At 66.9% G+C, this 25,500-nt stretch carries 23 protein-coding genes and 1 pseudogene; 9 read left to right on the plus strand and 15 right to left on the minus strand.

What is annotated here, in order from left to right; translation table 11 throughout:
- The 4 genes from VLF18_RS12335 to VLF18_RS12350 all read right to left on the minus strand — a co-directional run.
- Positions 1-3,123: S8 family serine peptidase (locus VLF18_RS12335; protein ID WP_325279926.1), on the minus strand; the 3,123-nt coding region annotated here is incomplete at its 3' end.
- Between the two features lie 325 nt (positions 3,124-3,448).
- The gene (locus tag VLF18_RS12340; protein ID WP_325279927.1) at positions 3,449-4,357 is read right to left on the minus strand and encodes a LysR family transcriptional regulator; all 909 of its coding nucleotides are present in this window, start codon (positions 4,355-4,357) and stop codon (positions 3,449-3,451) included.
- 4 nt (positions 4,358-4,361) lie between these two features.
- Positions 4,362-4,712: an arsenate reductase family protein gene (locus VLF18_RS12345; protein WP_325279928.1), complete on the minus strand. Its 351-nt coding sequence runs from the start codon at positions 4,710-4,712 to the stop codon at positions 4,362-4,364.
- Between the two features lie 82 nt (positions 4,713-4,794).
- The gene (locus tag VLF18_RS12350) at positions 4,795-5,031 is read right to left on the minus strand and encodes a hypothetical protein (RefSeq protein ID WP_325279929.1); all 237 of its coding nucleotides are present in this window, start codon (positions 5,029-5,031) and stop codon (positions 4,795-4,797) included.
- A gap of 555 nt (positions 5,032-5,586) precedes the next feature.
- On the opposite strand from VLF18_RS12350, the gene VLF18_RS12355 reads away from it, so the two are divergent.
- Positions 5,587-6,300 (plus strand): CsgG/HfaB family protein, encoded by a 714-nt coding sequence (locus VLF18_RS12355; RefSeq protein WP_325279930.1) that lies wholly within the window; start codon positions 5,587-5,589, stop codon positions 6,298-6,300.
- Positions 6,301-6,362: 62 nt separating this feature from the next.
- On the opposite strand, the gene rluB is transcribed toward VLF18_RS12355, so the two are convergent.
- From rluB to VLF18_RS12375, 4 genes are all read right to left on the minus strand, one after another.
- Positions 6,363-8,105 carry a 23S rRNA pseudouridine(2605) synthase RluB gene (gene rluB / locus VLF18_RS12360; RefSeq protein ID WP_325279931.1) on the minus strand — a complete coding sequence of 581 codons (1,743 nt, stop codon included), beginning with the start codon at positions 8,103-8,105 and terminating at the stop codon, positions 6,363-6,365.
- Entirely contained in the window at positions 8,102-9,100 is a 999-nt protein-coding gene (scpB, locus tag VLF18_RS12365) for an SMC-Scp complex subunit ScpB (RefSeq protein ID WP_325279932.1), read from the minus strand. Before scpB ends, rluB begins: the two co-directional genes overlap by 4 nt.
- A complete protein-coding gene (locus VLF18_RS12370; RefSeq protein ID WP_325279933.1) occupies positions 9,100-10,011 on the minus strand; it encodes a ScpA family protein in 912 nt (303 codons plus the stop codon). The genes scpB and VLF18_RS12370 overlap by 1 nt, the downstream gene beginning before the upstream one ends.
- Positions 10,012-10,087: 76 nt before the next feature.
- A complete protein-coding gene (locus tag VLF18_RS12375) occupies positions 10,088-10,705 on the minus strand; it encodes an L-threonylcarbamoyladenylate synthase (RefSeq protein ID WP_325279934.1) in 618 nt (205 codons plus the stop codon).
- Positions 10,706-10,762: 57 nt separating this feature from the next.
- Here VLF18_RS12375 and dinB point away from each other — a divergent pair, with 57 nt between their 5' ends.
- Both dinB and VLF18_RS12385 read left to right on the plus strand, forming a co-directional pair.
- Positions 10,763-11,941: a DNA polymerase IV gene (dinB, locus tag VLF18_RS12380; protein ID WP_325279935.1), complete on the plus strand. Its 1,179-nt coding sequence runs from the start codon at positions 10,763-10,765 to the stop codon at positions 11,939-11,941.
- A 113-nt stretch (positions 11,942-12,054) separates the two neighbouring features.
- The gene (locus VLF18_RS12385) at positions 12,055-12,402 is read left to right on the plus strand and encodes a PilZ domain-containing protein (protein WP_325279936.1); all 348 of its coding nucleotides are present in this window, start codon (positions 12,055-12,057) and stop codon (positions 12,400-12,402) included.
- A gap of 74 nt (positions 12,403-12,476) precedes the next feature.
- Here VLF18_RS12385 and VLF18_RS12390 read toward each other — a convergent pair whose 3' ends face one another.
- The gene (locus VLF18_RS12390; RefSeq protein ID WP_325279937.1) at positions 12,477-14,159 is read right to left on the minus strand and encodes a long-chain-fatty-acid--CoA ligase; all 1,683 of its coding nucleotides are present in this window, start codon (positions 14,157-14,159) and stop codon (positions 12,477-12,479) included.
- A gap of 154 nt (positions 14,160-14,313) precedes the next feature.
- Here VLF18_RS12390 and VLF18_RS12395 point away from each other — a divergent pair, with 154 nt between their 5' ends.
- From VLF18_RS12395 to VLF18_RS12405, 3 genes are all read left to right on the plus strand, one after another.
- A complete protein-coding gene (locus VLF18_RS12395; RefSeq protein WP_325279938.1) occupies positions 14,314-14,745 on the plus strand; it encodes a nuclear transport factor 2 family protein in 432 nt (143 codons plus the stop codon).
- Positions 14,746-14,843: 98 nt separating this feature from the next.
- Complete coding sequence (parS, locus tag VLF18_RS12400; RefSeq protein WP_325279939.1) at positions 14,844-15,290, plus strand: type II toxin-antitoxin system Xre/ParS family antitoxin; 447 nt, start codon at positions 14,844-14,846, stop codon at positions 15,288-15,290.
- Positions 15,287-15,781, plus strand: coding sequence for an RES family NAD+ phosphorylase (locus tag VLF18_RS12405; RefSeq protein ID WP_325279940.1), 495 nt, complete (start codon positions 15,287-15,289; stop codon positions 15,779-15,781). The genes parS and VLF18_RS12405 overlap by 4 nt, the downstream gene beginning before the upstream one ends.
- Positions 15,782-15,834: 53 nt before the next feature.
- Here the strand turns inward: VLF18_RS12405 and VLF18_RS12410 are convergent, their stop codons facing one another.
- Positions 15,835-16,182, minus strand: coding sequence for a helix-turn-helix domain-containing protein (locus VLF18_RS12410; RefSeq protein ID WP_325279941.1), 348 nt, complete (start codon positions 16,180-16,182; stop codon positions 15,835-15,837).
- A gap of 122 nt (positions 16,183-16,304) precedes the next feature.
- Here VLF18_RS12410 and VLF18_RS12415 point away from each other — a divergent pair, with 122 nt between their 5' ends.
- Positions 16,305-16,853: a hypothetical protein gene (locus tag VLF18_RS12415; RefSeq protein ID WP_325279942.1), complete on the plus strand. Its 549-nt coding sequence runs from the start codon at positions 16,305-16,307 to the stop codon at positions 16,851-16,853.
- 168 nt (positions 16,854-17,021) lie between these two features.
- On the opposite strand, the pseudogene acnA reads toward VLF18_RS12415, so the two are convergent.
- The 4 genes and pseudogenes from acnA to VLF18_RS12435 all read right to left on the minus strand — a co-directional run.
- Positions 17,022-19,640 (minus strand): annotated as a pseudogene (gene acnA, locus VLF18_RS12420) (aconitate hydratase AcnA); the annotation flags it as partial.
- Between the two features lie 203 nt (positions 19,641-19,843).
- On the minus strand, positions 19,844-20,467 hold the full coding sequence (hflD, locus tag VLF18_RS12425; RefSeq protein WP_325279944.1) for a high frequency lysogenization protein HflD: 624 nt from the start codon (positions 20,465-20,467) through the stop codon (positions 19,844-19,846).
- Complete coding sequence (gene mnmA / locus VLF18_RS12430; protein WP_325279945.1) at positions 20,464-21,597, minus strand: tRNA 2-thiouridine(34) synthase MnmA; 1,134 nt, start codon at positions 21,595-21,597, stop codon at positions 20,464-20,466. Before mnmA ends, hflD begins: the two co-directional genes overlap by 4 nt.
- Entirely contained in the window at positions 21,594-22,097 is a 504-nt protein-coding gene (locus VLF18_RS12435) for an NUDIX hydrolase (protein WP_325279946.1), read from the minus strand. Before VLF18_RS12435 ends, mnmA begins: the two co-directional genes overlap by 4 nt.
- Positions 22,098-22,209: 112 nt before the next feature.
- Here VLF18_RS12435 and clpS point away from each other — a divergent pair, with 112 nt between their 5' ends.
- Together clpS and clpA are read left to right on the plus strand one after the other, a co-directional pair.
- The gene (gene clpS / locus VLF18_RS12440; RefSeq protein ID WP_325279947.1) at positions 22,210-22,536 is read left to right on the plus strand and encodes an ATP-dependent Clp protease adapter ClpS; all 327 of its coding nucleotides are present in this window, start codon (positions 22,210-22,212) and stop codon (positions 22,534-22,536) included.
- 41 nt (positions 22,537-22,577) lie between these two features.
- On the plus strand, positions 22,578-24,854 hold the full coding sequence (gene clpA / locus VLF18_RS12445; protein WP_325279948.1) for an ATP-dependent Clp protease ATP-binding subunit ClpA: 2,277 nt from the start codon (positions 22,578-22,580) through the stop codon (positions 24,852-24,854).
- Positions 24,855-24,964: 110 nt separating this feature from the next.
- Here clpA and infA read toward each other — a convergent pair whose 3' ends face one another.
- Positions 24,965-25,183 (minus strand): translation initiation factor IF-1, encoded by a 219-nt coding sequence (infA, locus tag VLF18_RS12450; RefSeq protein WP_133820089.1) that lies wholly within the window; start codon positions 25,181-25,183, stop codon positions 24,965-24,967.
- Positions 25,184-25,500 lie beyond the last annotated feature (317 nt).

Raw genomic sequence — 25,500 nt, forward strand, 5'->3', positions numbered from 1 at the left:
GCCATCCCAGCAACCGCCGGCGCTACGTTCTTCCATGTTGACGTCGTTCTGGAAGGTCATGGTCAGCGGGTTCTCGCTGGACGGCAGGACAACGGCCGGCGAGATCAGGCGCTGATCCGAAGCCGTGGTGATGTCCGTGGCGAGCCAGGACTTCGTCGGCGAGAACGGACGTGCCGTGCTGACGGCCCAGGTCGACGCGCCGGTGCTGCCCGTCGTCGTCCAGCCGGTCGTTGCACCTTCGATGTCATCGGTGAACACGGTGTTGACGACCTGCGTCTCGTCGCAGTCGCCGAGGGCCGGCTGGGTCTTGAACGTGAACACCGGCGAGTTGCTGCTCGTGCCGCAGATGTTGCCGCTGCGCACGCGCCAGTAATAGCGCGTGCTCGAGTTCAGCGCCGGCGTGACCGTCGTGCTGCTCGTCGTGCCGGCTACGCTCTGCGTGAACACGATGTTGGTGAATGCCGTGTCCGTTGCGACTTCGACGGTGTAGTTCTTGGTCTGCGCCGAGGCGCTCCAGCTCAGGGTCGGCGCGAAGGCGACACCGACCGCGTTGTCCGCCGGCGACGTCAGCGCCGGCACGGCGGGAATCGCCGTGGCGAGCTCGAGGCTGAGCAAGGCGGTCTGCGTGCCGCTGGCCGAATTCGCGTCGAGGTTGAACGCGTAGCTGCCGGCCGCGAGCGAGCCCGGCGTCAGCGTGGCGGTCGCCGTCCCTGCGGGCGTCACGCTGGTCGGCACGACGTTGACGCTCGCACCCGAGGGCACGTTGCTCGTCGTCAGCGTGACCGGCGTCGTGTAGCCGAGGATCGAGCCGATGTTGACGTTGTACGTCGCGGTGGCCGGTGCGCAGATCTCCTGCGAACTCGGCGTCGCGGTCAGCGAGTAGTTCGGCGTCAGCGCGCAGTTGTCGCAGACCAGCGCGAAGTCCTGGTCGGTCGCATCGCCGGTGCCGGGCACGCCGTCGCCGGGCAGGGCGGTAGCGCGCACCGTCACCGTGACCGCACCGCTGGCGCCGGTCGGCAGGAACACGTTTTCCGCAATGTTCCTCGCGTCGGCCGTGCCGCCGGTCGTCGAGACGCCGGCCGTCATCACGTTGCCCTTGTAGGTGTTCGCGCCGTTGACGACTTCGAGGTCGAGGTTGTTGACCAGCGCCGGATTGGCGCCGACCGCGCCCGGTGCGTCGGTGTAGGCCAGCGTGATGCGGACCGGCTTGGTCGGATCGGCGATGCCCGCCGTCACGGTGTGCACGTCACCCGCGTTGTCGAGCACCACGCTCTGGTCGACGGTATGACGCGGCACGACGCCGCCGGTCGAACGCGGCAGATGGATGCGGCCCCAGCCTTCGTTGTTGTTCGGCACGTCGGCCGTCGCCATGTCGAGCGCGCCGTTGATCAGCAGCGCCTTGCCCATCGCGGGGCTGAACGTTGCGCCGGCGTGATTCGTGCGCCACCACTGCGCAAGAATGGCCAGTGTGCCGGACACGTGCGGCGCGGCCATGCTGGTGCCGCTGCAGTTGGAGTAATAGCCGCCCGTGCCGGCGATTCCGGTCTGACACTGTGAGGCGCCGGCGCGTCGACGCGTCGACGCGATGGTGTCGCCGGGTGCTGCGATCGTCGGCAGCACGCGGCCATCCACCGCGGGACCGCGGCTGGAGAAGCCGGAAAGGCCGCCGATCGAACCGGCGCGCGCATTCAGCGACGAAGCGGTCGAGATCGGATTCTTGGCTTCCTTCGGTGCGGTCAGCGTGCTCGCGCCCGGGCCGCTGTTGCCGGCCGAGAACGAAATGATGAACGGCTGGTTGCCGGCCGTATCGAAGTCGCCGTCGCGGATCATCATGTCGAACGTGCGCTCGCTGGCCTGATAGCCGTGGGCGGCGCCCTCACCCGACGTCCAGCTCGCATTCATGCCGATCGCGTTGCCGCCGAGCGAGGTCTTAGACAGGCTCTGCCAGCCGCCGGCCGGCGGCCAGGCGCCCGACAGGGCGCAGACCGGATAGATCGACGCGCCGGTCGCGAGACCCTGGCCGTACTTGAAGCCGCTGGCGTCGTCCTCGTCGACCGTCGCGCCCGCGCCGTCGCCGATCGCCATGCCGGCGATGATGCCGGCGACGTGCGTGCCGTGGCCGCCGCTCGCGTCGTCGTCGCCGTTCGCGGCGGCGCAGCCCGGATAGCTGAAGCCGCCGACGATGCGCGGCGAAAGATCGGGATGTCCGAGATCGACGCCCGAGTCGACGACCGCCCAGGTCACGCCGTTGCCGTTGAAGCCGAAGCCCGTGAGCCACGGCGCGTAGCCGAGCTGCGGCTGGCCGGCGCCGTCGTAGTTTCCGGCAATGATCTGCGACGACATTTCGTCTTCGAATTCGATCTTCGGATGCGCGTAGGCGACCGCGACGACCTGCGGCAGGCGCGCGATCTCGCCGAGCTTGTCGGCGTCGACCTGTATCCACGCGTCGAAGAACGCTTTGTCCGGCTGGGCGGGTGCGTGGGTCAGCACCGTGGCGCCGAGCTTCTCGAGCGCGCCGACGACGCCGGCGACGTCGCCATTGTTATAGAAATGTACATCGACGTTGGTGATCCGGCCGCTGCGGTGGGCGAGGTCCGGATTGATCTTGTAGTCGGCCAGGAATCCGCCCTGCCAGCGCACGTGCGGCAGCGCGATCGTTTCGGCGACGGTGTCCATCGCGCCCCAGACGAGGAAGGCTTCGCCCGGGTAGTACTGCAGCACGCGCAGTCCGCGGCGTTCGAGTTCGTCGCGCCAGGCCTGCTTGATCGGCGCGTCGAATTGCACCAGATGCAGGCCTTCGCCGGCCGTCGTGGTCGGGAACACGCCGTTGCCGATGCGCGCCGGCTGCACGAGCGGATCGAAGTCGACCTGATTGAAGCGGATGCGGCCGGCGTCGGTGAGGATCGTCGCGGTCGGCGTGCTCGCGACGAGCTTCTGCGCATCGGCGGCAGAGAGTTCCAGCACCTGGAAGGTGCCGTACGACACGCGGTTCAACGGACGGATGGCGAGCGACTCGACGGCTGCCGTCGACGAGCCGTCGAGGCGGACGCGGACGGTATCGGCAGCCTGGGCGGTCGCGCCGCCCAGCAACGCAACGAGAGCGAGATACAGCGGTTTGCGCATGATGGTATTTCCCCGAGATGAGCAGCGAACAATGCAGTACGGTGCTTCCCGTTCGGCGCGACGTCACTGTCGCGGCCGTCCCCCAACGGCAGAACGGGTGGTGCCGATGCGATGGCGACGGCGCTCGCATCGGTCAGACCTCTCCGTCGGCGCGTCAGGTAGACGCACCGAACGTTCCATTGCGGATGGGTCGTCGCCGACTATAGGCGAAGAGCTGTCGCCAGCAACAGTTACTTCCGTACAGGGACCGGCGAATGTGAGACGTGCTATGCCTCGCCGAAATCGTGCGCGACGCCACCGCGCGGGTACGACGCGCGAGTGCTCGTCAGGCCGGCTCGTCCCAGTAGGGCTCGGGGCCGAAGCGTTCGACGAGGAAGTCGATGAAGCTGCGCGTCTTGGCCGGCAGCGTGCGGCCGGCCGGATAGACCGCATGGACGGCGATGTCGGGAATCTGCCAGTGCGGCAGCACCGGTACGAGTTCGCCGCGCCGCAGGCGCTGCCAGATCAGGAAGGTCGGCGAGATGCAGATGCCGAGGCCCGCGACGGCCGCCGATGCGATCACGTCGCCGTTGTTCACGCGCAGATTGCCGTTGAGATTGACGGTATGGCGTTCCGTGCCATTGACGAGAACGATCTCGTCGCGCCGCGCGGCCAGCGTATAGCTCAGGAAGTTCAGTGAAGCCAGATCCTGCGGATGCTGCGGCGGCCCGGCGCGTTCGAGATACTCCGGACTCGCGACCAGCAACAGGCGGCACGGCGCGATCCGCCGCGCGACGAGGCTGGAGTCCGCCAGCCGCGCGATGCGCACGGCCATGTCGAAACCTTCTTCGACGAGGTCGACCTGGCGGTCGTTGAGGTTGAGTTCGAGTTCGATGCGAGGATGGCGCTGCTGGAACTCCGCAGCGACCGCCCCGAGATGATGGATCGCGAACGACATCGGCGCCGATACGCGCAGGCGGCCGCGCGGTTCGGCCTGCAGCTCCGACGCCGCGGCTTCGGCTTCGTTGAGACTGCCGAGGATCTCGCTGACGCGCTGGTAATAGCGTTCGCCGGCTTCGGTCAGGCTCAGCTTGCGCGTGGTGCGGTGCAGCAGGCGTACGCCGAGCTGCTCTTCCAGCGACTGAACGAGCTTGCTCGCGAGCGCGCGGGAAATCTCCATCTGGTCGGCCGCCGCCGTATAGCTGCCGGCGTCGACGACGCGGACGAACAATTGCATCGCCTGGAGCTTGTCCATGGCGTCAGAACAGTTCGAGCGCGCGTTCGGGCGGACGCGCGATCAGCGCGCGCGCGCCGCGGACGACGACCGGACGCTGCATCAGCTGCGGATGGCGAACCAGCGCGCCGACGATGTCGCCGGCGTCGGGCACACGGGATTCGATGCCGAGCGTCGCGTAGGCCGGATCGTCGCGGCGCAGCAGGTCGCCGGCCTGCGCGCCGAGCAGCGCGACGAGGTTTGCGAGATCTGCGGCCGACGGCGGCGTCCGGCGATAGTCGACGAGACGCGCGTCGACCGCGCGCTCCTCGAGCAACGCGAGCAGCGCACGGCATTTGGAACAGTCGGGGTTGTAGTAGACGGTGCAGTCGGTCATGCGCGCGGAACGGCGTACGGAGGCGACACTGTGCCGTTCCGTCGCCCCGGCGGCAAGCCGGCAGCGCGCGCGCCGCGTCGTCTCAGGCGGCTTTCACCGACGCGTTCAGCGGCAGTGCGCGGCGCGCCTGTTCGAGTTCCCGGCGGATCACGATGCGTTCGGCCTCGGCGCGTCCGGCGCAGCTGCCGATGACGTTGCCGAGTTCCGGGCTGAGTACTTCGTACCAGCTCGCGCGGACGGTGCCGAGGTGGTCGCGTTCGTCGACGCGTTCGATCGCATAGCCGAGGACGCGTGTTTCCAAAGTGCGCAAAGTGCGCATAGTGAATCTCCTGGTGCTGGCGCGGGGTCTGGCGGAGCGCCGAGGATACGGTTCGCATGTGCATGCGGCGTTAAGCGCAAGTTGCAGCGCGGTTAATGCCGGGTCGACCCCTCGCGGCGGCGGAAGTTCAGTCGCGGGCGGCGTGATTCATTGTAAAACAGTGGAAAAGTTTTTCGGGGTTGCCTGGCGTCGTGCGACGAGCACCGGCCGGCGTGCTGTACCGGCGCATGACGCGTTTCGCCGCCAAACCGCGTATTCAGAGTCGGCGGGCGGATGCTGTTCGGATTCGCCGCCGCGACGCGTTCAGGGTTGCTGCGCGTGGACGCCGCCGGTGGCGGCAGCGGCACCGCCGAAGTGTCGCGTAGCCGGCCGCCGAGATGGAAATTCGTCGGAATTCTCCGATGGCGGCGGCAGGGGACAGGACACTAGAATGGTGCCGTTCGTCCAGCGAACGCGAAGGTTTTACCTGCTTGCGCGGAAACCGGGCATGTGCCGGGGCGCCGCAAGGTGGCAGGGGGCAGCCGTAGTTTTCCGATATTTTCGAGGAGCAGGGCAATGAAACAGTGGGTTCTGGGTGTAGCGCTGGCGCTCACCGGCGCATTCGCGGCAAGCCCGGTGCTGGCCGCCGGCAAGATCGCGATCGGCGTGGCCGAGTTCAAGAACGAATCCGGCGCGGGTTGGTGGCGCGGCGGCGTGGGCTGGGAACTGTCCGGCATGTTGTCGAACGAACTGGGCTCCAGCGGCAACTTCACGATCGTCGAGCGTGCCAAGCTCGACAAGGTGCTCGAGGAGCAGAACCTCGCCGCTTCGGGCCGCGTGCGTTCCGGCACGGGCGCGAAGATGGGCAAGGTCACCGGTGCCGACTATCTCGTCATGGGCACGGTGACGGCCTATGAAGAAAACACGGCGTCGACGGGCGGCGGCATCAGCTTCAAGGGCATTTCGCTGGGCGGCAAGAAGAGCGATGCCTATCTCGCCGTCGACGTCCGCGTCGTCAACACGAGCACGGGCGACATCGAGTTTTCGCGCACGATCGAAGGCCGCGCCTCCGGCGGCGGCGTGGCGGTCGGCGTCTACCGCGGCGGTTTCGGCGGCAATCTCGCGTCCGAGAAAAACACGCCGGCCGGCAAGGCGATCCGCGCGGCGCTCGTCGAGATCAGCGAATACCTCGATTGCGTGATGGTCGAGCGCAACGGCTGCGAAAGCGAATACCAGGCCAAGGAATCGGGCCGTCGCGAGCGCACGAAGAAGTCGCTGAAGCTCGACTGATCTCCGGCGACTTCCGCGGTAATGAAAAAACCCCGCCACTGGCGGGGTTTTTTTGTCGCGGCTCAGCGATTGCCGCTGCGCGGGCCGCCGCCACGGTTGCCACCGCCGGGACGTCCGCCACCGCCGGGGCGTCCCGCGCCCGCGCCGCCGCCCGGGCGTCCGCCAGGGCGTCCACCGCCGGGGCGTCCCGCACCGGGAGCGCCGCCGGGTCGTCCACCGCCAGGACGCCCCGCGCCCGGAGCACCGCCGGCGCGCGCGCCACCGGGACGTCCGCCGGCCGGACGCGGTCCACCGGGGCCGCGTGTATTGCGTTCACCGTACGGAGATGGGCTGCGATCACCGTAGTTGCCGCGGTTGCCTGAGCGGTCGCCGTACGTGCCGCGATTGCCGTTCGGCTCCGCGCGATTGCCCGAATCGGCACCGCCTGGATGGCCATACGGCAGCGATGCGCGGTTGCCACGTGCATCATCATTGCGATCGCTGCTGCGATTGCCGCGGTTGTCGTTGTTCCAGGGACGTCCGCCACCCTCGCTGCGCGGGCCGCCGCCTTCGCCGCGCGGGCCGCGGCTGCCGGGACCGGGGCCGCGCTGTCCGCCGGGACGCCCGCTGCCGCGGTTCGCGCCGCGGCCGAATTCGTCACCGGCAGACCAGGTTCGCGGCATCACGACTTCCTGGCCCGGCGCCGCGCCGCGCCGCGGCGGAGAGCGACGCTGCGGCTTGTCGGTATTGCCCTCGATCGTGCGTGGGCCGCGACCCGGCGCGTTGCCGCGCGGACCGCCGCCGCCGAAGCGTTTGGGACCGCGCGGAGCGCCACGACCCGGGCGGCCCGGCCCGTCGTCGCGGATGCGATCGAAGCGCGTGAGTTCGCGCGCCTCGGCGCGATCGGCACCGATCCACGCCTGCTGGCCGCTGCCGCGCGGCGCGGGCCGATATTCGGTGACGGCACTCTGCGTCGCGCGACGCTGGTGGATGACCGGCTGCAAGGTCAGCGTCGGCTCGTTCTGCGTTGCGCCGCAGAGCTCGCGCAGCGCCTTCGTGTCTTCCGCGTCGAGTTCCTGCGAGTGACCGCGCTTGAGCGGCCGCGGCAACTCCACAGTGCCGTAGCGCACGCGCTTGAGGCGGCTCACGAGAAAGCCGGCGGCATCCCAGAGGCGGCGCACTTCGCGATTGCGGCCTTCCTTGATAACCACGCGGAACCACGAGTGACTGCCGCTGCGGCTGATCACGCCGATGTCGTCGAAATGCGCCGGACCGTCGTCGAGTTCGATGCCGGCCTTGAGGCGCTCGAGCACCTCGTCGGGTACTTCGCCGTGCACGCGGCAGATGTATTCGCGTTCGATCTCGCTCGACGGATGCATCAGCGCGTTGGCGAGATTGCCGTCGGTCGTCAGCAGCAGCAGGCCGGTCGTGTTGATGTCCAGGCGGCCGACGGCGATCCAGCGCTGGCCCTTGAGGCGCGGCAGCTGTTCGAACACGGTCGGACGGCCTTCAGGATCTTCGCGCGTAGTCACCACCCCCTCGGGCTTGTGATAGACGAGCACCTGCGCCTGCTCGGCATCGTCGCGGATCACGACGAACAGCTTGCCGTCGACTTCGATGCGATCGCCGCTCTTGACGCTGAGACCGATCGTCGCCGGCGTTCCGTTGACCGAGATCTCGCCGTTCTGGATACGCTGCTCGAGCAAGCGGCGCGAGCCCAGGCCCGCATTCGCGAGAACCTTGTGCAGCCGTTCCTCGACGACCGGCGCGTTTTCGTCCGGCTGCGAGCGTTTGAGGGTGAGTGTGCGGCGGGGTGCAGCGGTCATGCGGTGTGCTCCGGAACGTCGTCGGACGTCGTGGTGTCGTTCGGATCGACGGCGTCGTCGTCCGGGGAAATATCGGGAGTGGCCGGATCGGCATGGACGACGCTGTCATCCGTGTCCGTGGGGTCGAGCCAGCGGTCGGTGTCGTCGAAATCCTCGCCGGCGATTTCTTCGGCGGCGGAACCGTCGTCGATCGTATCGCCGTCGGGCAGGGCGGCTTCGGCCGTCGCGACAGACTCGTCAATGAGGTCGTCGTCGACCGGCGTGCCGTCGTCAACGGCCGGGGAGGCGGCCGCTTCGGCGGCGGGAGGCGTCGCTTCGGCGGTCGTGACGGCGCCCGCTTCGGCCTGGATACCGGCTTCGGTGTCGGTGACGGCGACGATGTCCGCGGACGCCGACTCGTCGTCCTCGGGCGGCAATTCGAGCGAAGGCGGTATGACGGGCGCGAGATCCAGCTGCGGATCGTAGTCGTCGAGGTCGCGGATCTCGGCGAGCGGCGGCAGTTCGTCGAGCGACTTCAGGTTGAAATAGTCGAGGAAGCTCCGCGACGTGCCGAACAGCGCGGGCCGGCCCGGCACGTCGCGATAGCCGACGACGCGGATCCATTCGCGTTCCTCGAGCGTCTTGATGATCGACGACGACACGGCGACGCCGCGGATCTGTTCGATCTCCGCGCGCGTGATCGGCTGGCGGTACGCGATCAGCGCGAGCGTCTCGAGCAGCGCGCGCGAGTACTTGGTCTGGCGTTCGGTCCACAGACGCGTGACCCAGGGATGCACGTCCTCGCGGATCTGGTAGCGATAGCCGGAGGCGACTTCCTTGAGCTCGATGCCGCGTTCGGCGCATTCGTCGGCGAGCAGCTGCAGCGCGGCGAGCAGCTGTCCGTTGTCGACGTTTTCCTCTTCGGTGAACAGCGCGGCGAGCTGGGCGACCGACAGCGGCTGGGCGGCCGCGAGCAGCACCGCTTCGATCACGCGCTTGAGCAGTTGCGGATCCATCAGGAAGCTTCCAGGACGTCGGCGTTCTCGTCGCCGTCGGGCGCGAGTGTCGGCGTCTCGCCGTCGACGACGAGCGCCTTGATGTAGATCGGGCCGGGCACATCGTTCTGCACGATCTCGATCAGGGTTTCCTTGGCGAGTTCGAGCATCGCAAGAAAGGTCACGACGACGCCGCGCCGGCCTTCCTCCGGATTGAACAGACTTTCGAAGCTGTGGAACTCGCCGTCGCCGAGGCGGCCGAGCACGTCGCTCATGCGATGCCGCACCGACAGCGCCTCGCGCTGGATCGCATGGTTCCCGGTCAGGTCGGCGCGGCGCAGCACGTCCTTGAGCGCGAGCAGCAGTTCCTTGAGCTCGACCGGCGGCGGCAGGCGCACGACGCTGCGGTCCGGAACGAAGGCCGATGCCAGCGAGATGTCGCGTTCGAGCCGCGGCATCGCCTCGATGTCGGCGGCGGCCTTCTTGAAGCGTTCGTATTCCTGCAGGCGGCGCACGAGTTCGGCGCGCGGGTCTTCCTCGTCGCCCTCGGCGTCCGGCGGGCGCGGCAGCAGCAGGCGCGATTTGATCTCGGCGAGGATCGCGGCCATGACGAGGTAGTCGGCCGCGAGTTCGAGCTTCAGGTTGTGCATGAGCTCGATGTAGTCGACGTACTGGCGCGTGATTTCGGCGACCGGTATGTCCAGGATGTCGAGGTTCTGGCGGCGGATCAGGTAAAGCAGAAGGTCCAGCGGTCCCTCGAACGCTTCGAGAATGACCTCGAGCGCATCCGGCGGGATGTACAGATCCTGCGGCATCTGCAGCACGGGCTGGCCTTTCACGACGGCGAGCGGCATTTCCTGCTGCTGCGGTACGGGCGTGAAAATGCCTTGGCCCTCGCTGGGCGCGAGTTGCTCGACAGGCTCGGTGCTCATCTAGCGGACGCTGGTCTCTACGCTGTTCGCCGCGCTCACCGCGGCATGCGGGCCCTGGGGGCCGATTCCGTGAAGCTCAGGCGAACGGCACTTCGCCCTTGCCCTGGCGTACGAGCCGCGGCGTGTCGTCCACGAGGTCGATCACGGTCGTCGGTTCGTTGCCGCAGAAACCGCTGTCGACGAACAGGTCGACGGCGGAACTTACATGGTCGTACAGGTCGTCGACTTCCCAGCCTGCCATGTCCTCGTCCGGCAGTATCAGGCTGGAGCTCGACAGCGGCTCGCCCGATGCTTCGACCAGCGCGAGTGCGACGCGATGGTCCGGTATGCGGACGCCTACGGAACGCTTCTTGGCCTGCTTCAGGTGCCGGGGTACGTCGGCAGCCGCAGGAAGTAGGAAAGTGTAGGGGCCGGGAGTCAGGGATCGGACCAGCCGGAACGCCGCGTCATGCATGCGGGCGTAGGCGCCGACCTCACTCAAGTGGCGACAGATTAAAGTGAAGTTGTGCCTGCTGTCCAGCTTTCGCAGACGCACGACGCGTTCCTGCGCGGGCTGCGCATTCAGTCGCCAGCCCAGCGCATAGCCCGAATCCGTCGGGTACGCGATGAGCCCGCCGCGGTCGAGCACGGCGACGGCCTGGGCGATCAGCCGCGGCTGCGGGTTTTCCGGATGGATGTGAATGCGCAGGGTCATCCGCGAGAGCCTGCGGACCGCGACGAAATTCGTCAAGCGCGACACACTATGCAGGTCATGTCCTCCTCGCGCGCCATCATCCACGTCGACATGGACGCGTTCTACGCGGCCGTGGAAGCGCTCGACCACCCGCAGTGGCGCGGCCTTCCGCTCGTCGTCGGCGAACTCGGCCCGCGCAGCGTCGTATCGACGGCGAGCTACGAGGCGCGCCGCTTCGGCGTGCGCTCGGCCATGCCGACGCTGACCGCGAAGAAGCTCTGTCCCGACGCATTGTTCGTGCCGGTGCGCATGAGCCGCTACCGCGAAATGTCGGCCGAGGTGTTCGCGGTGTTCGGCGAAGTGACTCCCGAGATCGAAGGGCTTTCGCTCGACGAGGCCTTCCTCGACGTGACGCGCAGTCTGCGGCTGTTCGGCGGCGACATCGAACCGATCGGACGCTATCTCAAGCAGGAAATATTCAGCCGCACCGGCCTCGTGGCGTCGGTCGGCATGGCGCACAACAAGCTGCTGGCCAAGCTCGCGAGCGAGCTGTCCAAGCCTGACGGCTTTCTGCGGATACGGCCCGAGCAGGTCCACGCCGTGCTCGATCCGCTGCCGGTCGGCCGGCTTTGGACCGTCGGCAAGGTCGCCGAGGCGACGCTGCACCGGATCGGCATCCGCACGGTCGGCGAGCTGCGCTTTGCGGAACCGCGCCGCCTGCGCCAGGTCTGCGGCAACCAGGCCGAGCATTGGCAGAGGCTGGCGCGGGGACTCGACGAGCGCGCCGTCGACGCCGACGCGGCGGAAAAATCCGTCAGTGCCGAGACGACTTTTGTCACCGACCTGACGACTTTGGATCAGGCGCTCGCGTGGCTCGCGCGGCTTGGCGAGCGCGTCGGCGAGCGGCTCCGCGCGCACGAGCTGCGTGGACGCACCGTCACCGTCAAGCTGCGCAAGCCGCCGTTCGAAACGCATACGCGCCAGCTCAGCCTGGCGCAGCCCACCGATTCGACGGCCGAGTTGCTCGACGCCGGGCGGACGCTGCTGCGCCGCTGGTGGGATGTCGAGGCGAATCCGAGCCTGCGCCTGCTCGGTATCGGCATGAGCCAGTTCGCGCCGGAGGTGCAGACCGGGCTGTTCGCACCAACGCCAGGCAAGGACACGCTCGCCGACCAGATCAACCGACGCTTCGGGCAAGGCAGCCTCGTGCGCGGAGTCGTGCTGAAATCGCGCCGTGATACCTCCGAGGACGGGTAAGCGGCGCGACGTACGCCGTGCGCTGGCACGATTCGTGATATGCACTTGTTTGATTTTGGCTATACGCTTCGCTAAAAGAGTGCGGGCCCACAGGGGGTTGCAGGATGCTCAGCATGAATGATCGCAAGACGCGCGCGGGCATGCGTCCCGCCCGCATGAAAATACGTTCGGCCGTGCTGATGATGCATGGCGGCGACGCCTGGTCGAGCGAACTCGAAGACATTTCGGCGACCGGCGTGCTCGTGCGCCGCCCGGAAGACTTCACCGGCAAGGCCGGCGACATGTTCGTGCTCGACATGATGATCGGCGATGAACTCAACATCCACCTCGAGGCCACGGTCGCACGCGTCACGCCCGACAGCGTCGGCTTCGCCTATGCGCGCATTCCCGAGAACAAGGAAGAGCCGCTCTGGAATCTGCTCGGCGGCTACGCCGATTCGATCGAGTCCTACCGCAACTGACGCCGCGCCTCCCCCCCTGAAACGAAAAAGCCCGCCGATCGGCGGGCTTTTTCGTTGTGGTTCGTATCGAGGCCTCAGGCCGCGGTCTTCGGCGCGTCGCGCAGTTCGCGGCGCAGGATCTTGCCGACGTTGCTCTTTGGCAGCGAGTCGCGGAATTCGATGTGGCGCGGCAGCTTATAGCCGGTCAGATTGGTCTTGCAGTGCTGGCGCAGATCATCGGCGCTGAGCTTCGGATCCTTGCGAACGACGACGATCTTGACCGCCTCGCCCGATTTGTCGTCCGGCACGCCGATCGCGGCGACTTCGAGTACGCCCGGATGCGTCGCGACGACATCCTCGATCTCGTTCGGGTAGACGTTGAAGCCGGAGACGAGAATCATGTCCTTCTTGCGGTCGACGATATACACGTAGCCTTTTTCATCCATGCGTGCAATGTCGCCCGTGTGCAGCCAGCCGCCTTCGGTCAGCACCTTCGCGGTTTCCTCGGGACGGTTCCAGTAGCCTTTCATGACCTGAGGGCCGCGCACGCAGAGTTCGCCGACGTCGCCGATCGGCAGCACGTTGCCGTTGTCGTCCTGGATCGTCACTTCGGTCGAGGAGATCGGCAGGCCGATCGAGCCGTTGTATTCGGGCAAATCGAGCGGATTCATGCAGGCCGCCGGCGACGTCTCGGTCAGGCCGTAGGCCTCCACGAGCGTCACGCCGGTCACTTTTTTCCAGCGTTCGGCGACCGCGCGCTGCACGGCCATGCCGCCGCCGAGCGTCAGATGCAGCTTGGAGAAGTCGACCTGATCGAAGCCCGGCGTATTCAGCAGGCCGTTGAACAGCGTGTTGACGCCGGTCATTGCGGTGAACGGTACGCGGCTCAGTTCCTTGACGAAGCCCGGCATGTCGCGCGGATTCGTGATCAGGTAGTTGAGTCCGCCGAACTTCATGAAGACGAGGCCGTTCGCCGTCAACGCGAAGATGTGGTACAGCGGCAGCGCGGTGATGATGACTTCCTCGCCGAGCTTCGCGTTGACGCCGATCCAGCTCGACGCCTGCTGCATGTTCGCGACGAGGTTGCCGTGGGTCAGCATCGCGCCCTTGGCGACGCCGGTCGTGCCGCCGGTGTACTGCAGGAATGCGATGTCGTCGTGCGTGAGTTCCGCACGGCGGAACGTCTGCCGCGTTCCGCGCGCGAGCGCGTCGTTGAAGCGGATCTGGCCGTCGAGACGGAACGGCGGCACGAGCTTCTTGACGTATTTGACGACGAGATTCGTGATCAGCGACTTCGGGAAGCTCAGAAGGTCGCCGAGCGCGGTCGTGACGACATGCTTCACCGGCGTGTCCGCGATGACTTCGGCGACCGTCGCGGCGAAATTGTCCAGGACGACGATGGCCGACGCGCCCGAATCGACGAGCTGGTGCTTGAGTTCGCGCGGCGTGTACATCGGGTTCGTGTTGACCACGGTCATGCCGGCGCGCAGCACGCCGAAGATCGCGATCGGGTACTGCAGCACGTTCGGCATCATCAGCGCGACGCGGTCGCCGCGCTTGAGTCCCAGGTCGCCGGTCAGGAACGCGGCGAACTGGCGGCTCAGACGATCGACGTCGTCGTAGCTGAGCACCTTGCCCATGTTCGAGAACGCCGGCCGGTGGCGGAAACGCTCGCAGGCGGTTTCGAGCACGGCGACGACCGACGAGAACTCGGAAAGATCGATCTCGGCCGGAACGCCGGACGGATAGTTCGCGAGCCAGGGTCGTTGGGTACTCATCGTCGGGAAAGCCTCTGGCTGGGTGGCGACATTGCCGCTGTACTGCGGCGGATTCCGCCCGATTGGAGCACAGGCCCGGAAATAGCGGCAAGCCGCATTGCAGCGAGAGACGGACTATGCGCCAATCCGTGCTGCGTCCAGCCACGGATTTCCCATGCGACCGATACTTCGATTGCTCGCATTCTGTGCAATGTCCGCGTTGGCGGCGTGCAGCCGCACGCCGGACGAACAACGCATCCGCGACGCCGTCGCGGCGATGGAAGCGGCCGTCGAGGCGCGCAATCCGCGCGATTTCATGGCCTATGTCGCCGACGACTTCGTCGGCCGCGACGGCGGCTTCGATCGCGCCGCGCTGCACAACCTGCTGCGCGGGCAGTTCCTGCGCAACGAAGCGATAGGCGTTGTCGTGGGGCCGGTCGAGATCACGATGCAGCCGCCGCGCGCGACCGCGCGCATGAGCGTGACGCTGACGGGCGGCTCGGGCGAGCTGCTGCCCGAACGCGGTGCGGTCTATCAGGTCGAAACCGGCTGGAAACTCGTCGACGGGGAGTGGCGCTGCCTCAGCGCGACCTGGCAGGAGCCCTGATCAGCGCGGGCAGCGAATCGCCATCGCCGTGGCGCGGGCTGGATTCGGCGCGTATATTCCCCATCTGACAGGCGATTCACTGTCATTTGGAGAATCCGATGAGCGCGACCGCCGAAGACGTCTCGCGGTTCCTGCAGTCCAACCGCGGCAGTTCGCGGTTTCGCGTGCCGGCTACCGCCTTGCAGTTCGATGCGCTGCTGCGCAAGGGACTGGCGCTTTCCGTCGCCGATGCCGCAGCGGCCAACCTCGGCATCGCGCGCGAGCGGCTCGCGCGACTGCTGCGCGTCAGCCCGTCGACGCTGGAGCGGCGCTTCAAGGACAAGACCGACCTGACCGGCGCCGAAGCCGACGCGCTGTACCGCATCATCGGCGTGCTTGGCGTCGCCCAGCGCGTGCTCGGTAGCGACGACAACGTCCGTTCATGGATGGCGCGGCCGCAGCCCGGACTGAACGGACGCGTACCGCTCGATCTCATCGACAATGCCGCCGGCACCGAGGCCGTGATCCTGCTGCTCGAACAGATCTACCACGGCATCGTGCCGTGATCGTCTGGCGCATCATCCGCAAGGAATTCCTGCGTTCCCCGCTGTCGGTCGAAGGCGCCAAGGCCTGGCCCGGGCGCTGGCATTCCGCCGGCACGGCGATTCTCTATACCGCGTCGACCGAATCGCTCGCGCTGCTCGAGAAGTTCGTCCATCTCGCGCTCGAATTCCGCACGATTCCCCACGTGAAACTCTGCATCGAGCTTCCCGAGGGCGCGCGCGTCGACGCCTTCGAGGACGTCGCGACGAAGCCCGTCGACTGGCGCAGTGACGATCCGACCGCGGCGCGAGCGCTCGGCGATCACTGGGCGAAGCACTCCGACGCGCTCGGGCTCAGCGTGCCGAGCGTGTTGTCATCGAGCGAGAGAAACGTGCTGCTGCGCGCGTCGTCGCCGCAGTTCGAGGCGCTGAAGATCGTCGGCACGGAAGAATTTCTGTACGACGAGCGCATGTGGAAAGCAGAAACGCGCGCATCGCAGAAGCGCACGCGCTGAGCTGCGCGACGATCCGGGCGCGGGCGCGGCGCCGGAGCGGCAGCGTTCCGGGCTCAGCTTTGCGGCCGCTGCAGCGGTTTCTCGCACGCGGTCGGGGCGTCGCCGTCGGCCCGGGTCATGCGCAGATGCGCTTCGCCCCAGCGTCGCATCTGCTCGACGAGCGGTGCGAGTGCCTGACCGTAGCCGGTAAGGCGATAGATCACCGGATTCGGAACCGGTCCGGTCTCGTCGCGCGTGACGAGCCCGTCGGCTTCGAGTTCGCGTAGCTGCTCGGCGAGCACTTTCGCCGAGATCGGCGCCGCGCGACGCCGCAATCCGGCAAAATGCGATTCGCCGTGGGCGAGCCAGTAGAGCAGCGTGAGTTTCCATTTGCCGCCGATCGCGGCGAATGCCGCCGTCAACGGGCAGTCGGCGAGCGGGTTCGCGCGGGCGGGACGGGGGCGGTTACGTCGAGGTTCGTTCTTGCGCATGCGTATCGCGGCCTTCCATGCTGAGGCCCATCATGCGCAATGCCGAGGTTCCGATGCAAAAGAATTCCCGTTCACTATTGCGCAGCTGCAGCGGTCTCGTCCTCGCACTGACCGTCGTCACGGGCGTTTCGGCGCAGGACGCGCCGCGCGATTTCGATTTCGAGTTCGGCTCGTGGAAGACGCAGGTGCGGCGACTCGCGAAGCCGCTGTCGGGTTCGCAGACCTGGGTCACCTACAGCGGCACGACGGTCGTGCGTCCGCTGCTCGGCGGCCATGCGAACGTGGCCGAGCTCGACATTCGGGGCGAGTCTGGCCGTATCGCCGGCGTCAGTCTGCGGCTGTACGAGCCTGCGACGGGGCAGTGGAGCCTGAACTACGCGAGCCTGCGCGACGGTGCGCTGACGGCACCCGTCGTCGGTCGGTTTCGCGACGGCCGAGGCGAGTTCCACGGCATCGACTCGCTCGACGGCCGGCCGATCCGGGTCCGCTTCGTGATCAGCGACGTGACGTCCGACGGTGCGCGCTTCGAGCAGGCGTACTCTGCCGACGACGGCAAGACCTGGGAAGTCAACTGGATCGCGACGGACACGCGGATTCGCTGAGCGGCCGACGCGGACCGGAAAAGACACGCGCCGCAGAAGCGGCGCGTGTCGGAATCGTGAGCGGCGCCGCGGACGCGGCGTCGCCGGCGGTCAGGCCGCCTTCGGCGCCGAGGCGAGCTGGCGCAGCACGTAGGGCAGGATGCCGCCGTGGCGGAAGTATTCGACTTCCTTCGGGGTCAGCAGCAGTACCCTGACCGAGAAGCGCTTGGTCTCGGCCGGGCCGGTTGCGACCACTTCGATCTCGCGCGCTTCGCCGTCGTTGAGGCCGGCGATCTCGAACACTTCGTCGCCTTTGAGGCCGATCGTCTGCGCGTTCTCGCCGTCCTTGAACTGCAGCGGCAGCACGCCCATGCCGACGAGGTTCGAGCGGTGGATGCGCTCGAAGCTCTCGGCGATCACGGCCTTGACGCCGAGCAGCATCGTGCCCTTGGCGGCCCAGTCGCGCGACGAGCCCGTGCCGTATTCCTTGCCGGCGATGACGACGAGCGGCACGCCTTCGGTCTTGTAGCGCATCGCGGCGTCGTAGATCGACAGCTTCGCACCGTCCGGATAGTGATACGTGTTGCCGCCTTCCTCGCCGCCGAGCATCAGGTTCTTGATGCGGATGTTCGCGAACGTGCCGCGCACCATGACGTCGTCGTTGCCGCGACGCGAGCCGTACGAGTTGAAGTCGATCTTCGCGACGCCGCGGCCCTGCAGGAACGCGCCGGCCGGCGAGGTCGCCTTGATGTCGCCCGCCGGCGAGATGTGGTCGGTCGTGATCGAGTCGCCGAACAGGCCGAGCACGCGCGCGCCGTGGATGTCCTCGATCGTGCCGACGCTCATCGTCATGCCGTCGAAGTAGGGCGGGTTCTTGATGTAGGTCGACGCATTGTCCCAGGCATAGATCTCGCCCTCGGCCGAGGCGATCTGGTTCCAGCGGCTGTCGCCCTTGAACACGTCCGCATAATTCTTCTTGAACATTTCCGGCCCGACGGTCGCCGCGATGACGTCGCCGATTTCCTTGTTGCTCGGCCAGATGTCGCGCAGGAACACGGCTGCGCCGGATGCGTCGTGGCCGATCGGATCCTTCGACAGGTCGACGTCGACGGTGCCGGCGATCGCATAGGCGACGACGAGCGGCGGCGACGCGAGGTAGTTCATCTTGACCTCGGGGTGTACGCGGCCTTCGAAGTTGCGGTTGCCCGAGAGCACCGAGGTCACGACGAGATCGCCCTCGGCGATGCCTGCCGACACTTCTTCCGGCAGCGGGCCGGAGTTGCCGATGCAGGTCGTGCAGCCGTAGCCGACGACATAAAAGCCGAGCTGCTCCATGTCCTTGAGCACGCCGGCCTTCTTGAGATAGTCCGTCACGACGAGCGAGCCCGGGCCGAGCGAGGTCTTGACCCACGGCGCGACCTTGAGGCCCCTGGCGACGGCGTTGCGCGCGAGCAGGCCGGCACCGAGCATCACGGCCGGATTCGACGTGTTCGTGCATGAGGTGATGGCGGCAATGACGACGGCGCCGTCCTTGAGCGTGTATTCGTTGCCGTCCTTGACGATCTTCGCCTGACCCGGCGTCGCCGACTTGGTCTTGGTCGCGCGCGCGTCGGCCATCGGCGTCAACGCGTCGCGGTAGTTGCCGGCGACGTTCTCGAGCAGCACGCGGTCCTGCGGGCGCTTCGGACCCGCGAGCGACGGCTTCACGTCGGCGAGATCGAGACTCAGAGTCGAGCTGTATTCGGCGTCGGCCTGGCCGGCTTCGCGCCAGAGGCCCTGCGCCTTCGCGTAGGCCTCGACAAGGTTGATCAGCGCGTCGTCGCGCCCCGACAGGCGCAGGTAGTTCAGCGCTTCGCCGTCGATCGGGAAGATGCCGCAAGTCGCGCCGTATTCCGGCGCCATGTTCGCGATCGTCGCGCGATCGGCCAGCGCGAGATGGTCGAGGCCGCCACCGTAGAACTCGACGAATTTGCCGACCACGCCGTGCTTGCGCAGCATCTGCGTGACGGTGAGGACGAGGTCGGTCGCGGTCGCGCCTTCGGGCAGCTTGCCGCTGAGCTTGAAGCCGACGACCTGCGGGATCAGCATCGAGGACGGCTGGCCGAGCATCGCCGCTTCGGCTTCGATACCGCCGACGCCCCAGCCGAGCACGCCGATGCCGTTGATCATCGTGGTGTGCGAGTCGGTGCCGAAGACGGTGTCCGGGAAGGCCCAGTTGTCGCCGCCGGCGCTGCGGGTCATGACGACGCGCGCGAGGTTCTCGAGATTGACCTGATGCACGATGCCGGTGTTCGGCGGCACGACCTTGAAGTTGTCGAACGCATTCTGGCCCCAGCGCAGGAACGAATAGCGCTCGATATTGCGGCCGAATTCGATCTTGCCGTTGAGATCGAGCGCCTCGGGCTTGCCGAACACGTCGACCTGGACGGAGTGGTCGATGACGAGTTCGGACGGGATCTGCGGATTGATCTGGCTCGCGTCACCGCCGAGGCGGACGACCGCGTCGCGCATTGCGGCCAGGTCCACCACGCAGGGCACGCCGGTGAAGTCCTGCAGCACGACGCGCGCCGGCATGAACGAGATTTCGGTATCGGGTTCCTTGGCCGCCTCCCAGTTCGCGACGGCTTCGATCTCTTTCTGCGTGACGTTGACGCCGTCCTCGTGGCGCAGCAGGTTCTCGAGCAGGATCTTCATCGAGAACGGCAGCCGCTTGAGGTCGAAGCGTTCGCCGAGCTTGGCGAGGCTCGCGATGGTGTATCGCTGACCATTGACCTCGAGCGAGGTGCGGGTCGAGAAAGAGTCTTTCATTCCGTTCTCCTGGCGTGCAGCGGCTGGAACCAAAGTTGCGGGCGCGGGCAGTCGGCGGCGCGCCGTGACCCGCGCGGCGGCTACCCGAAAAAAAAGCGGCACATTATGCCTGAAACGGGCGTTTCACGGCAGCGGCGGTGCGCCGACTTTGGTCGGCCTGTTGCCGCCGCGCTTGTTCCCGGAGGGCATATGCCGGGTCTGGCTCAGCCGCCGTCGAGACGCGCGCGGCTCGACAGGCCGCGCGCGAGCATCACGAGCTGGCTGCGCTTGAACAGGAGCTGCCACTGCGTGCCGCCGAGCTGGCGCCAGAGCACCGCGGCGCGGACGCCGGCGAGCAGGGTCGCGCGGATGCGTTCGACCTGCGCGGGCTGCTGCAGATAGAGCGGGTTGCCCTGCACCACGACGCGCGGCCGCAGGTTCGACAGGGTGTTTGCATACAGCTCCGAGAGGCGCGCGAGCACACTCGCATGGGTCAGGCCGAGATGGTCGACCTGGCGCTGCAGGGCTTCTATACCTTCGCGCAGCGTCGCGAGCATGGATGGCCGTCCGGTCAGTTTGCGTTCGACGCGCAGTACGGTGACCGCGATCTGGCTGACCGCGAGATCGGCAGGATTGCGGTCGAGCTGCTGCACGAGTGTCTCGAAGCCGAGCCGCAGCCGCGCGACGCCGCCGAACGCACCGGCCGCGTCGTCGACGTCGATGCGCAGGATGCTCGCAATGCTGCTTTCCAGTGCGGCCGCATCCTGGCTTCCGGTCGTGGCCGTCGCGCGCACGAGCGCTGCGGACTGGAATACGCCGGCCAGGGCGATCACTTGCGCTTCATTCATGCTGTCGTCCCTGTAGTGCGAGCCCGCGATGCCAGTCCGCCGTACGGCGCATCCGTCGCCGCAATGACCGCGCCGCCCAGACATTCCTCGCCCGAGTAGAAGACGACGGATTGGCCCGGCGTCACGGCGCGTTGCGGTTCGTCGAAGACGACCATGAGGTCGTCGCCCGAGAAATCCAGCGTGCAGTGCTGGTCGGCTTGGCGATAGCGCGTCTTCGCCGTGCAGCGCAGACCGCCGCGCGGGCGGGCGCCTGCGGTCCAGCTCGCCTCGCTCGCGCGCAGCTGCCGCGAATCCAGCCACTGATTGGCGTTGCCCTGCGCAACGATGAGCCGGCGGTGTTCCAGGTCCTTGCCGACGACGTACCAGGGCTGGCCGTCGGTATCGCGCCGTCCGCCGATGCCGAGACCCTGCCGCTGGCCCAGCGTGTAGTACATGACGCCCTGGTGCCGCCCGACGACCTCGCCCTCGGGCGTGACGATGTCGCCGGCCTGCGCCGGGATGTACCGGGCGAGAAACGCCCGGAAGTCGCGCTCGCCGATGAAACAGATGCCGGTCGAGTCCTTCTTGGCGTGCGTGACGAGACCGGCTTCGCGTGCGAGCTCGCGTACCTGCGGCTTCGGCAGGTCGCCGACCGGGAACTCGGTCGCGGCGAGTTGCTCCTGGCCCAGCGTGTAGAGAAAGTAGCTCTGATCCTTGTTGTCGTCGCGGCCACGCAGCAGCCGGTAGCGGCCGTCGGCTTCGTCGACGCGAGCGTAGTGTCCGGTCGCGATCTTCGATGCGCCGAGTCCGCGCGCCTGGTCGAGGAAGGTGCGGAACTTGATCTCGCGATTGCACAGCACGTCCGGATTCGGCGTGCGTCCGGCGCGATACTCGGCGAGGAAATGCGTGAACACCTGATCCCAGTACTCACCCGAGAAATTGTGCGCGTGAAACGGCATGTCGAGTGCGGCGCAGACACGCAGCGCGTCGAGTCGGTCGCGGTCGGCATCGCATTCGCCGAGGCGCCCGTCGTCTTCCCAGTTTTTCATGAACAGGCCGGCGACATCGCGCCCCCGGCGCTTGAGCAGCAGCGCGGCGACCGACGAGTCCACGCCGCCGGACACGCCGACCATGACGAGGCCGGACGTCATGCGCGTTCCAGACCCGGGGCCAGGTAATGCAGCGACGACAGCGGCAGGCGCGTTCCGCCGAGCCAGGCGTCGATGCTGGCGAGGATCAGCGGGCTGCGCAGCCGCGGCGTCGCGTCGGCGATCTCGGACCGGCTCATCCAGACCGCGGCGCGGATGCCGGCGTCGAGGGGTTGCCGCGGGTCATGCCGCAGCGCGCGTGCCGCAAACGTGAAGCGCAGAAAATGCCGGTCGAGTTCGGGATTGACCCACTGGTGGATGCTGACGAGACAGTCCGGCTCCACGTCCCAGCCGGTTTCCTCGCGCGTTTCGCGACGCGCCGCGTCAACAAGGGACTCGCCGGGTTCGAGATGGCCCGCGGGCTGGTTCAGCAGCAGCCGGCCGCGGATGTCTTCCTCGACGAGCAGGTAGCGGCCGTCGCTCGGCACTATCGTTGCCACGGTAACGCGGGGGCGCCAGACGGGATCGTCCTCGGTGCCCGGATTCGGGGTCTGCGGAGTCATCCGCCGAATGTTACACGAGCGCGCGCCAAGTCTTTGTCCGCCCTTGCAAACCACGCTGCCACCACCATTAGCGGCGCTATACTGGCCCCCAGCAAAGACGGCGACGGAACCGATGTCAGGCAACACCGATCACAAAACCGATCACGAACACGGCCTGGCGGTCGAGGAAGCGCGGCCGGAAGTCGCGCGTCCGCCGATGTACCAGGTGATACTGCTGAACGACGATTACACGCCGATGGACTTTGTGGTCCATATCCTGCAGAGCTTTTTCGGCTTTGCGTACGAGCGGGCGCACGAGGTGATGCTCAATGTGCATTTGCGCGGACGCGGCGTTTGCGGTCTGTATACGCGCGAAGTGGCAGAAACCAAGGTAACCCAGGTCAACGAGTTCTCGCGTTCCAACCACCATCCGTTGTTGTGCACCATGGAAAAAGCCTGAGTGGTCCCCATCTCCGGCGCATCCTGATACAGGGGTAAGGCATGTTCAGCAAAGACCTCGAACTCACCATCGGCCAGTGCTACAAGGATGCGCGCGAGCAGCGCCACGAATTCATGACCGTGGAGCACCTGCTGCTGGCTCTTCTCGAAAACCCGTCCGCCGCGGCCGTGCTGCGCGCCTGCGGAGCGGACATTGCCAAGCTCGGCAAGGAGCTCAAGGCGATCATCGCCGAGACCGTGCCCGTGCTTCCGCCGAGCGACGAACGCGATACGCAGCCGACGCTCGGATTCCAGCGCGTGCTGCAACGCGCCGTCTATCACGTGCAGTCCTCGGGCCGCAAGGAAGTCACCGGCGCCAACGTGCTGGTCGCGATCTTCGGCGAAAAGGATTCGCATGCCGTGTATTTCCTCAATCAGCAGGAAATCACGCGTCTCGATGTGGTCAACTACATTTCCCACGGCATTGCCAAGATCGGCCACGAGCCGCAGCAGCAGCCCGGTGGCGGCGGCGAGCGCGAAGCCGAGGAGGGCGGCGAGCCCAAAGGCAATCCGCTCAACGAATACGCGTCGAACCTCAACGATCTCGCGCGCCAGGGCAAGATCGATCCGCTGATCGGCCGCGCCGAGGAAGTCGAGCGCACGATCCAGGTGCTGTGCCGCCGGCGCAAGAACAATCCGCTGTATGTCGGCGAAGCCGGCGTCGGCAAGACCGCGCTGGCCGAAGGGCTGGCCAAGCGCATCGTCGAGAACGACGTGCCCGAGGTGCTGAAGGAAGCGACGATCTACGCGCTCGATCTCGGCGCGCTCGTTGCCGGCACGAAGTATCGCGGCGACTTCGAGAAGCGGCTCAAGGCCGTGATCGCGCAGCTCAAGAAAGAGCCGCACGCGATCCTGTTCATCGACGAGATCCACACCATCATCGGCGCCGGCTCCGCTTCGGGCGGCACGATGGACGCGTCGAACCTGATCAAGCCGATGCTCGCTTCGGGCGAGATCCGCTGCATCGGTTCGACGACGTTCCAGGAATACCGCGCGATCTTCGAGAAGGACCGCGCGCTCGCGCGCCGTTTCCAGAAGATCGACATCGTCGAGCCGTCGATCGCCGATTCGTTCGAGATCCTCAAGGGCCTGCGCTCGCGCTTCGAGCAGCATCACAACGTCGAATACACCAACGACGCGCTGCTGGCCGCGGTGAACCTGTCGGTCAAGCACATCGCCGACCGCCTGCTGCCGGACAAGGCCATCGACGTCATCGACGAAGCCGGCGCGCGCCAGCGTCTCGTGCCGGAGGTCGAGCGCAAGAACGTCGTCGACGTGCCCGAGATCGAATTCATCGTCGCGCGCATGGCGCGGATTCCGCCGAAGCAGGTTTCCGCTTCCGACCGCGACGTGCTGCGCAATCTCGACCGCAATCTGAAAATGGTCGTGTTCGGCCAGGATCAGGCGATCGACGCGCTCGCCGGCGCGATCAAGATGGCGCGCTCGGGACTCGGCAATTCGTCCAAGCCGATCGGCTGCTTCCTGCTCGCCGGTCCGACCGGCGTCGGCAAGACCGAAGTCACGCGCCAGCTCGCGCTGCAGCTCGGCATCGAGCTGATCCGCTTCGACATGTCCGAATACATGGAAGCGCATTCGGTGTCGCGCCTGATCGGTGCGCCTCCGGGCTACGTCGGCTTCGACCAGGGCGGCCTGCTGACCGAGCAGATCGTCAAGCATCCGCACTGCGTGCTGCTGCTCGACGAGATCGAGAAGGCGCATCCGGACGTGTTCAACATCCTGCTGCAGGTCATGGACCGCGGCGCGCTGACCGACACGAACGGCCGCGAGGCGAACTTCAAGAACGTCATAGTCGTCATGACGACGAACGCCGGCGCGACTCAGGCCGCGCGGCGCACGATTGGCTTCGTCGCGCAGAACCACGCGACCGACGCGATGGAAGCGATCCGCCGCCAGTTCTCGCCGGAGTTCCGCAACCGCCTCGACGCGATCGTGCAGTTCGGCGCGCTCGATCTCGAACACATCCTGCGCGTCGTGGACAAGTTCCTCATCGAACTCGAAACGCAGCTGCACGAAAAGCACGTCTCGCTGCACGTCGACCTCGATGCGCGGCGCTGGCTCGCCGAGCATGGCTTCGATCCGCAGATGGGCGCACGGCCGATGGCGCGCGTGATCCAGGACAACGTCAAGCGCGCGCTCGCCGACGAACTGCTGTTCGGCAAGCTGGCAGACGGCGGACGCGTGTTCCTGACGGTCAGGGACGACAAGCTCGACGTGCGCTGCGAAGCATCCGACGAGAAGCTCGCCGCGGTCGTCGAATGACCGCGGGCTGATACAGACGGCAATGCAGAAGGCCCGGAGCGATCCGGGCCTTCTTGCGTCAGGCGCCCGCGCGAGGCGGCGCCGGGAGCGAGGAGCGGAACGCTCGTCGCTTATTTCATGCGGTAGGTGATGCGACCCTTGGTCAGGTCGTACGGGGTCATCTCGCACTTGACCTTGTCGCCGGTCAGGATGCGGATGTAGTTCTTGCGCATGCGGCCCGAAATATGGGCGGTCACCACGTGGCCGTTTTCCAGCTTCACGCGGAACATGGTGTTCGGCAGGGTTTCGAGCACCGTGCCTTCCATCTCGATGACGTCGTCTTTGGACATTGGCCCTTCGTAATTGGCTGTGACCGGACCGGAAACCGAAGCGAAATCAGTTCCCTGGCGCGCTCTTTGGGTAAATCGCCCGAACATGCTGCCGGGCTGGACAGGCGGCGCCTGCAATGGGCACCGAGAAAGGGCGTCTTGCGTCCTTTTCAAGTCCCCTGGCCGTAGCGGCGCGGGATGATGCCACGTCGGCGCGGATACGGGAAGCAAGCCCGGTCACGTAGCGGCGGCGAGGTCGGCCGGCCGCAGCGTTTCGAACGCGCCGTGCCACGGACCGTCGCGGCCCGGCTGCACCACGAGTTCGGCGATGCGGCGGG

Source organism: Tahibacter sp. (assembly GCF_035481375.1).
GTDB lineage: Bacteria > Pseudomonadota > Gammaproteobacteria > Xanthomonadales > Rhodanobacteraceae > Tahibacter.

Bases quoted from the DNA above. Each gene is read 5' to 3' on its own strand.
- VLF18_RS12340 (WP_325279927.1), bottom strand. From the start codon at position 4,357: ATGGACAAGCTCCAGGCGATGCAATTGTTCGTCCGCGTCGTCGACGCC.
- VLF18_RS12345 (WP_325279928.1), bottom strand. From the start codon at position 4,712: ATGACCGACTGCACCGTCTACTACAACCCCGACTGTTCCAAATGCCGT.
- VLF18_RS12350 (WP_325279929.1), bottom strand. From the start codon at position 5,031: ATGCGCACTTTGCGCACTTTGGAAACACGCGTCCTCGGCTATGCGATC.
- VLF18_RS12355 (WP_325279930.1), top strand. From the start codon at position 5,587: ATGAAACAGTGGGTTCTGGGTGTAGCGCTGGCGCTCACCGGCGCATTC.
- rluB (WP_325279931.1), bottom strand. From the start codon at position 8,105: ATGACCGCTGCACCCCGCCGCACACTCACCCTCAAACGCTCGCAGCCG.
- scpB (WP_325279932.1), bottom strand. From the start codon at position 9,100: ATGGATCCGCAACTGCTCAAGCGCGTGATCGAAGCGGTGCTGCTCGCG.
- VLF18_RS12370 (WP_325279933.1), bottom strand. From the start codon at position 10,011: ATGAGCACCGAGCCTGTCGAGCAACTCGCGCCCAGCGAGGGCCAAGGC.
- VLF18_RS12375 (WP_325279934.1), bottom strand. From the start codon at position 10,705: ATGACCCTGCGCATTCACATCCATCCGGAAAACCCGCAGCCGCGGCTG.
- dinB (WP_325279935.1), top strand. From the start codon at position 10,763: ATGTCCTCCTCGCGCGCCATCATCCACGTCGACATGGACGCGTTCTAC.
- VLF18_RS12385 (WP_325279936.1), top strand. From the start codon at position 12,055: ATGAATGATCGCAAGACGCGCGCGGGCATGCGTCCCGCCCGCATGAAA.
- VLF18_RS12390 (WP_325279937.1), bottom strand. From the start codon at position 14,159: ATGAGTACCCAACGACCCTGGCTCGCGAACTATCCGTCCGGCGTTCCG.
- VLF18_RS12395 (WP_325279938.1), top strand. From the start codon at position 14,314: ATGCGACCGATACTTCGATTGCTCGCATTCTGTGCAATGTCCGCGTTG.
- parS (WP_325279939.1), top strand. From the start codon at position 14,844: ATGAGCGCGACCGCCGAAGACGTCTCGCGGTTCCTGCAGTCCAACCGC.
- VLF18_RS12415 (WP_325279942.1), top strand. From the start codon at position 16,305: ATGCAAAAGAATTCCCGTTCACTATTGCGCAGCTGCAGCGGTCTCGTC.
- hflD (WP_325279944.1), bottom strand. From the start codon at position 20,467: ATGAATGAAGCGCAAGTGATCGCCCTGGCCGGCGTATTCCAGTCCGCA.
- mnmA (WP_325279945.1), bottom strand. From the start codon at position 21,597: ATGACGTCCGGCCTCGTCATGGTCGGCGTGTCCGGCGGCGTGGACTCG.
- VLF18_RS12435 (WP_325279946.1), bottom strand. From the start codon at position 22,097: ATGACTCCGCAGACCCCGAATCCGGGCACCGAGGACGATCCCGTCTGG.
- clpS (WP_325279947.1), top strand. From the start codon at position 22,210: ATGTCAGGCAACACCGATCACAAAACCGATCACGAACACGGCCTGGCG.
- clpA (WP_325279948.1), top strand. From the start codon at position 22,578: ATGTTCAGCAAAGACCTCGAACTCACCATCGGCCAGTGCTACAAGGAT.
- infA (WP_133820089.1), bottom strand. From the start codon at position 25,183: ATGTCCAAAGACGACGTCATCGAGATGGAAGGCACGGTGCTCGAAACC.